At 68.9% G+C, this 13,134-nt stretch carries 13 protein-coding genes; 9 read left to right on the forward strand and 4 right to left on the reverse strand.

Annotation, left to right across the window (positions count from 1 at the left end; translation table 11 throughout):
- Positions 1–125 precede the first annotated feature (125 nt).
- Positions 126–1,484: a M57 family metalloprotease gene (locus HUA78_RS47425; RefSeq protein WP_174461342.1), complete on the forward strand. Its 1,359-nt coding sequence runs from the start codon at positions 126–128 to the stop codon at positions 1,482–1,484.
- Between the two features lie 115 nt (positions 1,485–1,599).
- Here HUA78_RS47425 and HUA78_RS02340 read toward each other — a convergent pair whose 3' ends face one another.
- Positions 1,600–2,187, reverse strand: coding sequence for a YdeI family protein (locus HUA78_RS02340; RefSeq protein WP_174475571.1), 588 nt, complete (start codon positions 2,185–2,187; stop codon positions 1,600–1,602).
- Positions 2,174–2,602 (reverse strand): VOC family protein, encoded by a 429-nt coding sequence (locus HUA78_RS02345; protein WP_141642729.1) that lies wholly within the window; start codon positions 2,600–2,602, stop codon positions 2,174–2,176. Before HUA78_RS02345 ends, HUA78_RS02340 begins: the two co-directional genes overlap by 14 nt.
- Positions 2,603–2,679: 77 nt before the next feature.
- Here HUA78_RS02345 and HUA78_RS02350 point away from each other — a divergent pair, with 77 nt between their 5' ends.
- From HUA78_RS02350 to HUA78_RS02375, 6 genes are all read left to right on the forward strand, one after another.
- Positions 2,680–3,399 (forward strand): YafY family protein, encoded by a 720-nt coding sequence (locus HUA78_RS02350; protein WP_174475572.1) that lies wholly within the window; start codon positions 2,680–2,682, stop codon positions 3,397–3,399.
- 249 nt (positions 3,400–3,648) lie between these two features.
- Entirely contained in the window at positions 3,649–4,272 is a 624-nt protein-coding gene (locus HUA78_RS02355) for a hypothetical protein (RefSeq protein WP_174464788.1), read from the forward strand.
- A 6-nt stretch (positions 4,273–4,278) separates the two neighbouring features.
- Positions 4,279–5,622 (forward strand): hypothetical protein, encoded by a 1,344-nt coding sequence (locus HUA78_RS02360; RefSeq protein WP_174453370.1) that lies wholly within the window; start codon positions 4,279–4,281, stop codon positions 5,620–5,622.
- A 16-nt stretch (positions 5,623–5,638) separates the two neighbouring features.
- Positions 5,639–7,459, forward strand: a complete 1,821-nt coding sequence (locus HUA78_RS02365) for a hypothetical protein (RefSeq protein WP_174475573.1) — start codon at positions 5,639–5,641, stop codon at positions 7,457–7,459.
- A 317-nt stretch (positions 7,460–7,776) separates the two neighbouring features.
- On the forward strand, positions 7,777–8,589 hold the full coding sequence (locus tag HUA78_RS45875) for a hypothetical protein (RefSeq protein WP_217442323.1): 813 nt from the start codon (positions 7,777–7,779) through the stop codon (positions 8,587–8,589).
- A 3-nt stretch (positions 8,590–8,592) separates the two neighbouring features.
- A complete protein-coding gene (locus HUA78_RS02375; RefSeq protein WP_174453367.1) occupies positions 8,593–9,432 on the forward strand; it encodes an amidohydrolase family protein in 840 nt (279 codons plus the stop codon).
- 27 nt (positions 9,433–9,459) lie between these two features.
- Here the strand turns inward: HUA78_RS02375 and HUA78_RS02380 are convergent, their stop codons facing one another.
- Positions 9,460–10,866, reverse strand: coding sequence for a sigma-54 dependent transcriptional regulator (locus tag HUA78_RS02380; protein ID WP_254623526.1), 1,407 nt, complete (start codon positions 10,864–10,866; stop codon positions 9,460–9,462).
- Positions 10,867–11,182: 316 nt separating this feature from the next.
- On the opposite strand from HUA78_RS02380, the gene HUA78_RS02385 reads away from it, so the two are divergent.
- Both HUA78_RS02385 and HUA78_RS02390 read left to right on the forward strand, forming a co-directional pair.
- On the forward strand, positions 11,183–11,833 hold the full coding sequence (locus tag HUA78_RS02385) for an SRPBCC family protein (protein WP_174453366.1): 651 nt from the start codon (positions 11,183–11,185) through the stop codon (positions 11,831–11,833).
- Positions 11,834–11,886: 53 nt separating this feature from the next.
- Complete coding sequence (locus HUA78_RS02390) at positions 11,887–12,558, forward strand: TetR/AcrR family transcriptional regulator (protein WP_174453365.1); 672 nt, start codon at positions 11,887–11,889, stop codon at positions 12,556–12,558.
- A 5-nt stretch (positions 12,559–12,563) separates the two neighbouring features.
- On the opposite strand, the gene HUA78_RS02395 is transcribed toward HUA78_RS02390, so the two are convergent.
- Positions 12,564–12,983: an MAPEG family protein gene (locus HUA78_RS02395; protein WP_174461348.1), complete on the reverse strand. Its 420-nt coding sequence runs from the start codon at positions 12,981–12,983 to the stop codon at positions 12,564–12,566.
- Positions 12,984–13,134 lie beyond the last annotated feature (151 nt).

The following is a 13,134-nucleotide window of genomic DNA, read 5'->3' on the forward strand; positions in this document are numbered from 1 at the left end:
CAGTCAGTCAGGCTTTCACGACATTGCCGACCTTGAACAGGGAAATGCTTGGTGGGCCGTAGCGCCGTGTCGCCTGGCCTGTCAGGCGGACGGCGCATCCCCCGCTGTCAGCGAAACGAGCCCCCATGTTCAAGAAAGCGGCAGTCCTCGTGGTGAGCTGTGGCGCGTTGCTGGTCGGCTGCGGCCCGGACCCGCAGGCAGAGAACGAGGAGATCATCTCCAACCTGCTGGAGGCCGGCTTTCCGGCCGACGACATCCTGGTCGCCGACGACGCCGTGTATGTGGGCCGTGACGCGCATGTGACGCTCGAGGCGTCCCGGGAGATGCTTCAGGCGCCCCTGGAGAGCGCGGAGCAGTACCGCACGACCAACCTCGTCGGTTCGAGCGTGACCAGGATTTGCGTCAACTCCACCGCCACCTTCGACAGCTACCCCATGCTGAGCCAGGGGCTCGACCTGGCCATCGCCAACTACAATGAGCGGGGGCTGCGAATCACCTTCGCGCGCGGACCGGCCACCGGCTGCACCGCGAACATCACCGCGCAGACCACGTCTGGGACCGGAGGCTCCGCCGGCTTCCCCTCGGGCGGGCTGCCCTACGGCATCATCAACATCGGCACCGGCCTGAACGACTACAGCGCCGACGTGAACGAGCACGTCATCACCCACGAACTGGGCCACGCGGTCGGCTTCCGCCACTCGGACTACTACAATCGCAGCATCAGCTGCGGCGCTGGCGGGGACGAGGGAGACGCGGGCGTGGGCGCCATCCACATCCCCGGGACTCCGACCACGGCCGTCGTCGGCGGCTCCGTCATGAACTCCTGCTTCCGTTCCACCGAGACTGGCGAGTGGACCAGCTCCGACAACACCGCGCTGGACGCCCTCTACGGAGGCACGGTCCCGAGCTGCTCCAGCTACAACTTCATGTCCTACCGTGGGCAGAACGGGACGCAGATTCGATGCAGCTGCCCTGCCGTAAGCGGGGGCGTCGTGTGGGGCACGGACCTCTATACCGACGACTCGAATGCCTGCGCCGCCGCGGTGCATGCGGGCGCGATTCCCGCCACCGGAGGAACAGTGGTCGTCGTCATCCAACCGGGACAGAGCAGCTACACGGGCACCACTCGCAACGGCATCACCACGCTCTCCTATGGCGCCTGGGGTGGGAGCTTCTCTTTCCAGCTTCCACCGGCGCAGAGCTGCTCCAGCTACAACTTCACGTCCTACCGTGGGCAGAACGGGACGCAGATCCGGTGCGGTTGCCCGGCCGTGAGTGGAGGAGTCGTGTGGGGCACGGACCTCTATACCGATGACTCGGATGCCTGCGCGGCCGGGGTGCATGCGGGAGTGATTCCCGCCACGGGAGGCACGGTGGTCGTCACCATCCAACCGGGACAGAGCAGCTACACGGGCACCACTCGCAACGGCATCACCACGCTCTCCTACGGCGCCTGGGGAGGGAGCTTCTCCCTGGGCAGATAATCGCCACGTTGCCTGACGGCATGGAGGCGGGTCGGGAGGGGAAGCGCCACCGGCTCTTCATCGCGGACATGGACCTCCCGGGGGTGCGGCAACTCCCGGGGGGCGTGTAGACGACTCAAGGGTCTTCGGAACCGAGCGAGTCGACGATGCGCCGCACCTGCTTCGTACGGCCCGTCTCCGTGCGCGTCGTCACGATCTCCAGGATGAGGGCATACCGCCGGGTCTTCCCGAGCGCCTCGAAGGCTCGCGCGGCCTGGGGGTTCGCGGACAACGCGGCCGTCAGGTCGCTGGGGACGGTGGCGTTCCGCTGCGACTCGTAGGCAGCGGCCCAGCGCCCATCGGCCTGGGCGGCTTCGACTTCGGCGAGCCCCGCCGGTCGCATCCGGCCCTCGGCGAGCAGCGCCTCCACCTTCCGCACATTCACGCGGGACCACCGGCTGCGCGGCCGGCGCGGCACGTACTTCTGGAGATAGAAGCGGTCATCGAGGGACTTCCGCAGGCCCGATATCCAGCCGAAGCAGAGCCCCACGTCGACCGCCTCGTCGTCCGTCAGCGAGGTGATGCCCGTCCCCTTCTTGGCCAGCTTCAACCAGACCCCCGCGGGCGCGCCGCCGTTCTCCTCCAGCCACGCCTCGAACTCCGCCACACCGCGAAACGCCCTCACCGGGGCCTCGGCGACGGCTCCTCGGTCAGCGCGCGGCATCGCGGGCTCCGAGGACGTCCAGGTAGTGCCGATTGAACATGACACCCAGCACGTTGCCGAAGGGGTCGATGACCGACGCCGTGACGAAGCCTGGGCCCCGCTCGGTGACGCCCTCGAGGAGCTCGGCCCCCTGCGCGAGCAGTCGTGAGAGCGCTCCAGCGACGTCATCGACGTGCCAGTAGACGACCGCCCCACCCCGGCTCGTGGCGATTCCCGGGGGCGCGAACCGTCGGTCGATGATGCCCAGCTCGTGCTGATAGTCGCCGATGCGGTACTCGACGTAACCGGGGCCGCGCCCGGCGGCCTCGCTGCTGAAGTAGGGCTCCACGCCCAGCAACTCCGAGTACCAGCGGGTCGCCGCCCGGAGGTCGTCCGCCCAGAGGTTGATGGTGCTCATTCCGCGCATGAAGGTCATGGGTCTCTCGTGTCCGGGGCCGCGTTCGTTCGCGACACAGTGACCATCCCCTCTAAAGGTGACAGAATGAGTCACGTTTGAAACGCGAACCCGTCATCGACCGCCTGGACCGCGTCCTCGGCCTCCTCGCCTCACGCCCATCGTGGACCGCACCAGAACTGGCGGAGGAATTGGGCGTCTGCGTGCGGACCATCCGCAGAGACCTGTCCCGGCTCGCGGCCCGGGGTGTCCCCATCGAGTCCGACGCGGGGCGAGGCGGCGGCGTACGCGTGCCGCCACGAACGGGGCTGGGGCGCGTTCAGCTCGACACCCGGGAGGTCCTCGACCTCATGCTCGCGCTGGCGCTCGCGGAGCAACTGGGCTCACCCCTGCTGCTCTCCACGCTCAAGGGCTTGCGGCAGAAGCTCTCCGCCTCGTTTCCACCGGAGGAGCGCACCCGGGTGAGCGGGCTGCGCCGGAGGATTCTGGTCGGCCCCAGCTCGCGGAACGTCGCCGCGACGTGGAAGGCCCCCAGCCTCGCGGTGCTCCGTCCCATCCATGAGTCGTTCTTCGAGCAACGCGCGCTGGAGTTGACCTACCGCTCGAACGACATGAGCACGGTGCGCATCGTGGAGCCGCACTACCTGCTGCTCAGCTGGCCCGCATGGTTCCTGCTCGTCTGGGACCACCTGCGCGGCGCGGTGCGAATGCTCCGCGTCGACCGCATCGAGGCGGCGCGCGTCACCGAGTCGACGTTCCGCGTGCGGAGCTCGGAGTCGATGCTCGCCACGCTCGGCGATGTCTTCGCCGCGCTCTGAGCGATAGGGCCGCGAGGCAAGACGAATCGAGTCAGCGGCGGGCGCACCGTGCGGGATAGCGACCGCCAGCGGGCGCACCGAAGCACGGTTCGCCAGATTCCTCGTCCACGTCCCGCCGCCGAAGCGCGCTTCGCTCGCGTCACCACTCGCTCCAAGGAGCGCGGCCCTCGAATGGGTTGGCACAGCCGCTGCTAGGTCCCGCTCAACCGGTGGCCACACAGCCGGGCCCATCACACGAGGACCAGACCCATGCATGACGTGGATCGTACGTACCAGGAGCTGGAAGGTGAGTCGTTCGAGTTCGAGTTCAATGCCGAGGGCCCATGGGGCGAGGTCTTCAACGAGACTGAGCTGAACGAGCTCGCCGCGGAGTTGTTGGAGGTCAGCAACGACCAGGAGCTGGAGCAGTTCCTCGGCAACCTCATCAAGCGGGCGGGCAGCGCCCTTCGCAAGGCCGTGGACAGCCCGCTGGGCCAGAAGCTCGGAGGTCTGCTCAAGAAAGCGGCCCGGGAGGGCCTGCCGATGGTGGGCCGCGCGCTCGGCAACCTGGTGGCCCCGGGCATTGGTGGCATCGTGGGCGGCAAGCTGGCCCAGCGGGCCGGGCAGGCCTTCGGGCTGGAGCTGGAGGGGCTGAGCCAGGAGGACAGCGAGTTCGAGGTGGCCAAGCAGTTCGTCCGGCTCGCCGCGGATGCCTCCAAGGCGGCGCTCTCCGCGGCACCGGGTGGCTCGCCCCAGCAGGTGGCGGGCGCGGCCGTCCAGCAGGCCCTGCAACGCTTCGCCCCTGGCCTTGTCCCGGCGCGCGCCGCGAGCAGCGCCGGCACCACCGGCCGCTGGGTGCGCAAGGGCAACACCATCGTCCTGTACGGGGCCTGAGCCATCATGTCCGCCAGCTCCTTCGCCTCCTGGATGCTGTCGCAGGAGGCCCGCGCGCTGCTCACCCGGCTCGAGCGCATCAAGTCCTTCGCCATGTCGGAGACGATGGTTCCCGCCGCCACGCTCTCGATGGAGGCGCAGGCCGCGGTGGAGCGCTACCTCATCCAGGGGCGCCGTGAGCTGCGGACCCAGCTTCACCGATACATCGCCTGGATGGAGGGCCCCGAAGGTCGAAGGGCCACCCCCGCCGAGGCACAGCGGCGCTTCACCTTCCTGCGGCTGCGGTTCAACGTGGTGCTGTCGCACTTCGACATCTTCAGCGAGGCGTTGAGCCAGCGCAGCGAGGCGGAGAACGGCGTCTGGCTGGCGGGGCTGGACGTGCTCTCCCGGGACGCGCTGGCGCTGCCCGGCTACTACGAAGTTCCCCCCGTCATCTGCTACCTCGCCCGAGGCCCGGGAGCCGCCATCCGGCGCGCCCGCACACGGCTGCCCGGCGGCGGACCGAACCCGGCCGCCATCATCCGCATCCCTCGCGAACGGATGATTGGCAGCAGCCTCGCCTCCTCGCTCTTCCACGAGGTGGGCCACCAGGGCGCCGCGCTGCTGGACCTGGTGGCGTCATTGCGCGGGGCCCTCCAGGACATCGCGCGGGAAGGCTCCGGCGACGCGCTGGCCTGGAGCCTGTGGGAGCGGTGGATGTCGGAGGTCGTCGCCGACGCCTGGTCGGTGGCTCGCCTGGGCGTCACGTCCACGATGGGGCTGATGGGGGTGGTGAGCCTGCCCAGGCCGTTCGTGTTCCGGCTCGACGTGGACGACCCACACCCCGTCCCATGGATTCGCGTGAAGCTGAGCTGCGCGCTGGGAGCGCACCTGTTCCCCCATCCGCAGTGGGCACGGCTCTCCCACCTGTGGGAGGAGTTCTATCCCGTGAGGGGGCTGTCCAGGCAGTACCGCCAGGTGCTCGATGCGCTCGAGGCCAGCCTGCCGCGCTTCGCACGGTTCCTCATGGAGCACCGTCCCGCCTCCCTGCGCGGCCACTCGCTGGCGGAGGTCCTGAAGACGCAAGAGCGGCAGCCGGCGCGGCTCGGCGCGCTCTACCGGACGTGGCGCGAGCGACGCTCGGGCATCCGGGAGGCGTCACCCTCACTGGTGTTCGCCGTCATCGGGCAGGCCAGGGCCGATGGCGTCATCTCTCCCGAGGAGGAGAGCCAGGTCCTGGCCGAGCTTCTCAAGTACTGGGCACTGCGCGGCACGCTCGACGCATCGGAGACGTGCGCCTCTCGCTCCAAGTCACGGGCCCTGGCCTCCGCGCTCAGGGTCCCCACGTTGCCGCGGAACTCCGTCACCTAGCTTTGGAGGAAGAATCATGGCTCGCGTCACCCTCGTCGCCTCACGCACCACCGTCACGCCCGGCCCCTCGGGTGCCCAGGTGACGTTGACGGCATCCGCCGACTCACCCAATCCCGAGGTCGCCCACCGCGTCTACGAATGGAGCGTGGACGAAGGCACCGTCACGCCCCGGCAGGTGCGGACCACCGGCCAGGACGTCGAAGCCTCGACGACCTGGACGATTCCTCCGACGACGCAGGAGCGCGAGCTCACGGTCCGCGTCACGCTGCGGGAGTACACGCGGGACACGAACGACGACCCCGTGTCCATCCATGACGCCCGCCAGCGCGTCCTCGCTCATGCGGGGGGAGCCCCGGATGTCCGGCAGGTGGTGCGCGACACCCTCAACGAACTCAAACCGTTCGCGACGCACCACCCCCACGACGGCGTCGTCCCGGTGGGGCTGCAACGCACCCAGCATCCGTTCACGAGCGACGCCATCCTCTGGATGGTGATTCGCAAGAGCACCAACGGAATCTCCTTCAACGAGTACAGCCAGTTCGTCGAGGACCACCTCTACGGGACGGGCTCGCCCCAGTCCCACGAGTCGCTCCAGTCCCAGTCTCCCATGCCCCGCCCCCGAATCTCGGGGGTGGATGCCTATCGGAAGCTGCGCTCCCTGACGGAGTGCTTCTTGATGCTGCGCACGGGCGTGCTGGCGGACTTCTCGAAGCTGCTCGACGGCCTGAAGGCAGATGAGGAGAGCGGCCGGCTGGGGCGTGCCCTTCCCAAGGACTTCAACACGCTGTGGACCGACTACCTGGTGGACGTGAACGGGAGCGAGGATGTGGCGCTCCCGTATCTGGCCATCATCCGCAACAAGTTCCCCGAAGTGCCGGTCATCGTGCCCCCGGGGCTCACGGAGGCGGAGCTCGCGGACTCCTACGGCGTCCTCCAGAAGAAGCTGAGCCAGCCGCCGCTGCTGGAGCTCATCTGGAACTACTGGCACGAGGAGGGAATGCTGGTCCAGGCGGTGAATCACATCAGCCAGCGCTTCCAGAACGTGCGCGGCCCCGGAGAGCGGGACCCGCTGGCGAACCTGGAGATCGACCCGCTGCGCCCCCTCAACAACATGCTGTGGGGCTACTTCCAGGACGAGCAGCGGCGGCTGAGCGTCGTGCGTCGCGCGTGCGAGTATGCGCACGAATATGGCTTCACGCTGCACGGCAGGGCGGTGGCTGGGATTCGCACCGCGGACCGGCGCTCGAAGTTCCTCGAGTCCTTCCACAACCTGCTTCACCTGTGCGTGCAGTTCTTCCGCAAGGACGACGACACCACCGTGGTGTCGGATGGCTTCCCGATTCTCAACGCGCTCAAGGAGACGCACTACGTGCTGGCGCAGGGCGCCCACAACCAGTTCGGAGACCTGCCCGCCACCTCGCGCCAGGAGATGCTCATCCAGCAGTGGATGCTGTCGCGCCCGGAGATGCGTGAGTTCCTCGGCGGGCGGGTGATGGTGCCCTATCCGGAGCCGTGGATGGACCGGGTGGACGCGATGAAGTCGCTCCAGGGCTGGACGGACGTCAGCTCCGTGCACTTCCACGACCTGGGAGTCTTCGGAGAGCAAATCCTGCTCTCCGTGCGCTACGGCGGCTGGAGCGTGTCCAACGACCCGAGCCAGGCAGCCAACTGGGCGCGCTACTGGCGGCCGGAGATTCAGGGCTACATCCACGCGTACCGGGCCGTGACGGGCGTGGACCTGACGGTGGTGCACACCGACCCGCAGCGCATGTCCGAACGAGACGTGCCGCCCTCGGTCCACCTGCGCAACCGGCTGGCCCTCCAGAAGAGGCGGTGACGGGGCTCACCGCCGTGCCCGACGTCACCGCGTCGATCCAGGCACGGCGCGCACCGGAGAGGAATCGCGCGGTGGAGAGGCTGACGGAGGCCCTCCACCGGAGACCACGGAGGAGAGGAGGACACGTCATGAATGAATGGTACGAAGGCGAGGACGAGCAGGAGTCCGAGGGGATGGGCGAAGACGAGGCTCACGTCCGGCGCTCCTCCCGTCAGCCCCCAAGGCGCCAGACGCGGGCGGTTCGCGCCAGCACGAATGCGAGAGGCACCGCGCGGCGGACGGGTCCAAGGCCCGCCCCTCCGAGGCAGGGGCGTGGCGTGAGGACGTGGAAGCCCGCCGGGACGAGGCGATGGCCCCGCATTCGCCCCTGGCGGCTGCTGGGACGGCCCGCCACGTACGCCGTGCTCACGCCGCGCGCGGTCGAACCTCCACCCGCGACACCGGGGAACACCCCACCACCGCCGAGGGACGCCGCGTCCTCCGGTGCCGCCGCGCCACCCCCGCCGCCGTGGGACACCGAGCCCGGCGACGACACACCGCCCCCTTCCACGCCAGTGCCCTTCGATGAACCTTCGCCGGAGGACCTGCCCGTTCCTGCTGAGCCCGACGACGAGCCCCCAGCGCCCGACGCACAGGAGGTCCTCGTCTCCCCGCCGCGCATCGCGTGGTCCAGGTCGAGGATGGAGCGCTACCCTTTCACCCAGCTTCCCGCTGGAGGCGGGGTGTACGTCGTGGAGGAGGACGGGCACCCGCTCCATGTGGGGGAGACAGACAATTTCCAGACGCACTGGCGCCAGCGCCTGACCGCCCTCTACGAACTGGGCTTCACGCGCCGGGGTGGGCGGCTCTCCAAGCCCATCACCGTCTGGTTCGGCCCCCTCATGCCCAACAGCCCGGCCGCGCGCGCGAGGGCGAAACGAGCCCTTCGCCGCGCGCTCACACGCTCGGGGGTCGTGCCCGCGGGCCGGCTGCGTGACACGGGGGCCGACCCGGAGGCCATCGAGGAGTCCGACGGGCGCGGCCTTCCCTCCCTCCAGGGGCTGCTCCCCCCAAGCGACTGGGGAGTCCAGGCCGCCAGGGCCTTGGGGCTCGCCCCTCCACGGCGCTCCGACGCGCGGTTCGGGACTTGAGGCATGCTCATCATCGACTGTCATTGTCACGCGGGGCAGGGAGACGGGCTCACCGGTCCCTGGGACACGGCCGCGCCGCTCCACCATTACCTGCGGCGCGCATCCGCCGCGGGAATCTCCCGCACGGTGCTGCTGGCCGCCTTCCATTCCGACTACGAGACCGCGAACCGGCAGGTGGCGCGCCTGGTGAAGCACCACCCGGAGCGTTTCTACGGCTTCGTCTTCGTCCATGCCGCCAGAGAGCGCGGACAGGTCTTCGAGCGCGTCCAGGAGGCCGTGCGGCGCCACGGCTTCCGCGGCATCAAGGTCCACCGCCATGACGCGCGCATCACCCGCGAGGTATGTGAAGTGGCCCGGGCCTTCGGCCTGCCCGTCCTCTACGACGTGATGGGAGAAGTCTCCGGCGTGGAGCTGATTGCCACCGAGTACCCCGAGGTGAGCTTCATCATCCCGCACCTGGGCAGCTTCGCCGACGACTGGCGGGCCCAGCGCGCGCTGCTGGACCTCCTGGTGAGGCTGCCCAATGTCCACGCCGACACCGCGGGGGTGCGCCGCTTCGACCTCCTGGTGGAGGCGGTGGCGCGGGCCGGCGCGCACAAGCTGCTCTTCGGCTCGGACGGTCCCTGGCTGCATCCGGGCGTGGAGCTGGCCAAGGTGCGCGCGCTGGAGCTGTCGGCGCGAGACGAACAGCTCGTGCTGGGCGGCAACCTGCTGCGATTGATGGGCCGGCGCCGTTCACGTCCGGTGGGGCGGGTGTCTCGCTGGGCGACGGCGGCTCCCACCATGGAGGACGAGGCCCAGGACCCCTGGAAGCCCGCGGACCTCCGGCAGCGGTGCTGCTGAGCCCCAGGCGTCGGTGCTCGGGGCGGGCTACGACGGCTCGCGCTGCGCCCGTCGGAGCTGGAGCGCGCGGTCCGTGACGCCCAGCCGCCGGGCCGCGCGCTGGACGTTGCCCTGCTCCTCCTCGAGCACCAGGCGAACCGCCGTGTCGGAGGCGCTCCGGCCAATCTCCTTGAGTCCCATCCCCAGCATCAACGCGCGCTGGATGGCCTGCTCGAACGAGGCATCGCACCACACCCCAAGTCCCTCGACGGAGGGCAGCTCGTCGGGAGGGATGTCCCCCACGGTGATGGGCCCGGAGCCGACGTGCCTCTTGCAGATGCGGCCGATGAGCTGGCGCAGCTCACGGATGTTCCCCGGGTAGTCGCGCTTGAGGAGGAACTCACGCACATGCGGGTCCAGCTCCAGCTCGACATCGGGCCGCATCGCCCGGAGGAAGTGCTGGGCCAGCGGGAGGATGTCCTCGGGGCGCTCGCGCAGGGGCGGAAGCCGGCACACCCAGCTCTGGATGCGGTGGAAGAAGTCGCGGCGGAAGGCGCCCTGGGTGACCTCCTCGGACAGGTCGCGATTGGTGGCGCAGACCAGCCGGAAGTCCGTGTGCTGCCAGGTGTTGGAGCCCACGCGCTTGTACAGGCGCTCCTGCACCACGCGCAGCAACTGGGCCTGGAGGGCCAGGGGGAGTTCCCCCACCTCGTCCAGGAACAATGTCCCCCCATGGGCCAGGGCGAAGGCTCCGTCCCGGAGGTTCGCCGCGCCCGTGAAGGCGCCACGCTCGTGACCGAAGAACTCGCTGCCCGACAGCTCCGGCACCACCGTCGTGCAGTCCAGCGTCACCAGCTCCCCCTTGTCCGGACGCCGGTCCAGTTCATGGATGAGGCGCGCCACCTCTTCCTTGCCCGTCCCGCTCTCCCCGAGCAGCAGCACCGAGGCATCCGTGAAGGTGGCCACCTCGACGAGCTGCCGCAGCACCGGCAGCCATGCGGGGGAACGCCCCACCAGCCGCCGCTGCACCTCGGGTGACTTGATGAGGCGCTCCACCTCGTGCCAGCGCTCCAGTCGGGCGGAAATCTCCGCCACCGCGTCGTGCGAGCCCTCCCAGGAGAGCACGTCCGAGGCCCCTTCTTGAAGCAGGCGCCAGCAAGCCCCACCCGCGAGTCCTTGGGCCGTCGTGGCCACCGCCAGCACCCGCGTCGACAGGCTCAGCCGACTGGCCCGCACAGCGTCCAGCGTCAGCGCGTCCACCTCATCGAAGACGAGCACCCCCAGTCCCGAAGGAGCTGCGTCCCCGCACACCAGGTCGATGCCCGCCGCGCCCAGGGCCTCCAGCATCCTCGGACGCAGCAAGCCCGCCCCACTCCCCACGAAGCGAATCCAGGCCCTCATGCGCGAGTCGCACGCCACATCCCACCCCCGGGTGATGAAGAGAGCCCACCTCATGGAGTGAGCCGGTGTTGCTGTCCTGCCATTAACGCACTCAAAGCCAAATCCCTCGAAACTACTTTCATCCCGCATCACAGGGCGCCCCCAAACGTCGTGCGCACCCCCTGGCCCGACCCCATGACTTACAATCTCGCGACAAAGACTTTCATGAGGGCGCCACTCGAATAAGGCCTGCCCTTCCGGCACCCCACCCCTCCACACCTCCATGACGGGCTCCCGACGCGCGGCGCCACCGGGACGACCGGGGTCACCTTGACAATCCATGCCTTCACATCTAAATATCTTTTAGATTCGTCGTTCCAGGAGAACAGCCATGCCGCGGATCGCGACACCTGCCGTCACCCTGCTGTCCCTTGCCTGTGGTGTGTTCCTGAGCGCGTGCGCGACGCCCATCGGCTATGCGTCGGGGACTTCCGTCACGGAGCGGGACACGCTGCACCGCTCGACGCCGGCCCCCACCGTGGAGCCGGAGGCGCCGTTCATCGCGCACACGGTCGAGACCGACATCGCCGCGCCTCCAGAGGTGCTGTTGCCCTGGCTGGTGAATGTCCCGCTGGAGCGCATCCTGCTGGGAACCGAGAAGCTCGCCGGCATCGAGCGGACCGATGTCCTCTCCGCCTCCTGGGGCAGCCCTGGAGCGCGCCGGCGCGTGGTGCTGCGCGATGGGAACACCTCCCTCGAGGAGCTGCTCGTCGTCGAGGAGGGCCGTCGGTTCCAGTACGTCGTCTGGAACTTCACCAACGAGGCACGGCGCGCCGTCCAGTACGCGGTGGGCGAGTTCCGCTTCGCGCCGACAGCGACGGGGACTCACTTGACCTGGACCTATCGCTTCCGGGGCAATGGGTGGCCCACCGAGGGCATCCTCAAGGACTTCGTCGAGGAGGACTTCGCCGCCTATATGAAGGTCGGCATCGGGCACATCCAGAAGGAGTCGACGCTCGACCTGACGGCACGGCGGGACTGACGACTCGTATTGTCGCGGCCTATGCTCCCCACGAAGAAGATGGGAGTCACGTGGTGAGCACACCGAAGACGCGTCAGCCGGCAGCCAAGACGGCCAAGAAAGCCGCGAAGCCTCGCGGCTATCACCACCTGGATCTGCGCCGGGCGCTGTTGGACGCGGCCATCCAGTTCCTGCGGGAAGGCGACGTCACGGGGCTGACCATCCAGGTCCTCGCGCGGGCCGCAGGCGTGTCTCCCGGAGCGCCCTACCACCACTTCCCGGACAAGCAGTCCCTCCTGGCGGCGCTGGCCACCGAGGGCTACGACCTGCTCGCGGAGCGCGTCGCACGGGCCGTGGCGAGTGAGCCCACCGTGGCGGGCAAGCTGACGGGAATCGCCACCGCGTATCTCTCCTTCGCGAAGGAGCACGCTTCGCACTACCGCATCATGTTCCTCCCCGAAATCGAGGACCGGGTGCGCTTCGCGTCCGTCCACGAGGCGTCCGACCGCTCCCTGCTGACGCTGTTCGAGGTGGTGGCCGAGGGCAACCCGGGGCTGCCGCCCGACGCCATCGTCGCCCGGGCCATCGCCGCCTTGTCCCTGTGCCATGGGTTCGCGTCGCTCCGGGCCGCGAGGGTGCTGGGAAACATCCCCGGCATTCCAAAGGTCGAGCTGCTCGAGAAGGTCGCCATCGCCGAGGTGGTGACCCTCGCGCTGGGAGCCGGACTGGGGCCTGCCCCGCGATGACCTGCTCAGAGCACGGCCATGGCCGCCCTGAACGTCAGTCCGACCAACGCCAGTGACGACAGCACGAAGAGCAAGAAGCGCAGCTCGATCTTGTTGATGAGCGCCTGCAACAGGCTGTGCACCACGCGCAGGCCCACGTAGCTCCAGGCCAGTATCAGGTTGAGGCCTGTTCCTTCGCCCAGCAGCGCCAGGGCCAGGGTGATGGCGTAGAAGATGGTGGGCTGCTCCATCAGGTGGTTGTAGTTGTCGGCCTTCCAGCGCACCTGGGCCGGCAGCTGACTCATCTGCTCGCCGCGCGGTGCATACGGGTCGGGTTTCATGTTGACCTTGAACATGGCCGGCAAGCGCGTGGCGTACATCCAGGCCCACATGACCATGGACCAGGACACGAGCGCGACGACGGGAGCGAGAATGGGACTGTGCATGGTTCCTTCCCTGCCCCATGCCGCGGCACGGCGCAACCCGTGGCGGAAGTGACGAAGACCTGGACCCGTTGACCCGTGGGCCAGATTCGACGCTGAGCCCGGGAGCACCGGGAGCGGAATAATCCCCGGGAATATCCGGCGCGGGCTCCGT

The sequence above is a fragment of the Myxococcus sp. CA033 genome, assembly GCF_013336625.1.
GTDB lineage: Bacteria > Myxococcota > Myxococcia > Myxococcales > Myxococcaceae > Myxococcus > Myxococcus llanfairpwllgwyngyllgogerychwyrndrobwllllantysiliogogogochensis.

Bases quoted from the DNA above. Each gene is read 5' to 3' on its own strand.
- HUA78_RS02340 (WP_174475571.1), bottom strand. From the start codon at position 2,187: ATGCCGCGCGCTGACCGAGGAGCCGTCGCCGAGGCCCCGGTGAGGGCG.
- HUA78_RS02380 (WP_254623526.1), bottom strand. From the start codon at position 10,866: ATGAGGTGGGCTCTCTTCATCACCCGGGGGTGGGATGTGGCGTGCGAC.
- HUA78_RS02365 (WP_174475573.1), top strand. From the start codon at position 5,639: ATGGCTCGCGTCACCCTCGTCGCCTCACGCACCACCGTCACGCCCGGC.
- HUA78_RS02345 (WP_141642729.1), bottom strand. From the start codon at position 2,602: ATGACCTTCATGCGCGGAATGAGCACCATCAACCTCTGGGCGGACGAC.
- HUA78_RS02375 (WP_174453367.1), top strand. From the start codon at position 8,593: ATGCTCATCATCGACTGTCATTGTCACGCGGGGCAGGGAGACGGGCTC.
- HUA78_RS47425 (WP_174461342.1), top strand. From the start codon at position 126: ATGTTCAAGAAAGCGGCAGTCCTCGTGGTGAGCTGTGGCGCGTTGCTG.
- HUA78_RS02385 (WP_174453366.1), top strand. From the start codon at position 11,183: ATGCCGCGGATCGCGACACCTGCCGTCACCCTGCTGTCCCTTGCCTGT.
- HUA78_RS02395 (WP_174461348.1), bottom strand. From the start codon at position 12,983: ATGCACAGTCCCATTCTCGCTCCCGTCGTCGCGCTCGTGTCCTGGTCC.
- HUA78_RS02360 (WP_174453370.1), top strand. From the start codon at position 4,279: ATGTCCGCCAGCTCCTTCGCCTCCTGGATGCTGTCGCAGGAGGCCCGC.
- HUA78_RS02355 (WP_174464788.1), top strand. From the start codon at position 3,649: ATGCATGACGTGGATCGTACGTACCAGGAGCTGGAAGGTGAGTCGTTC.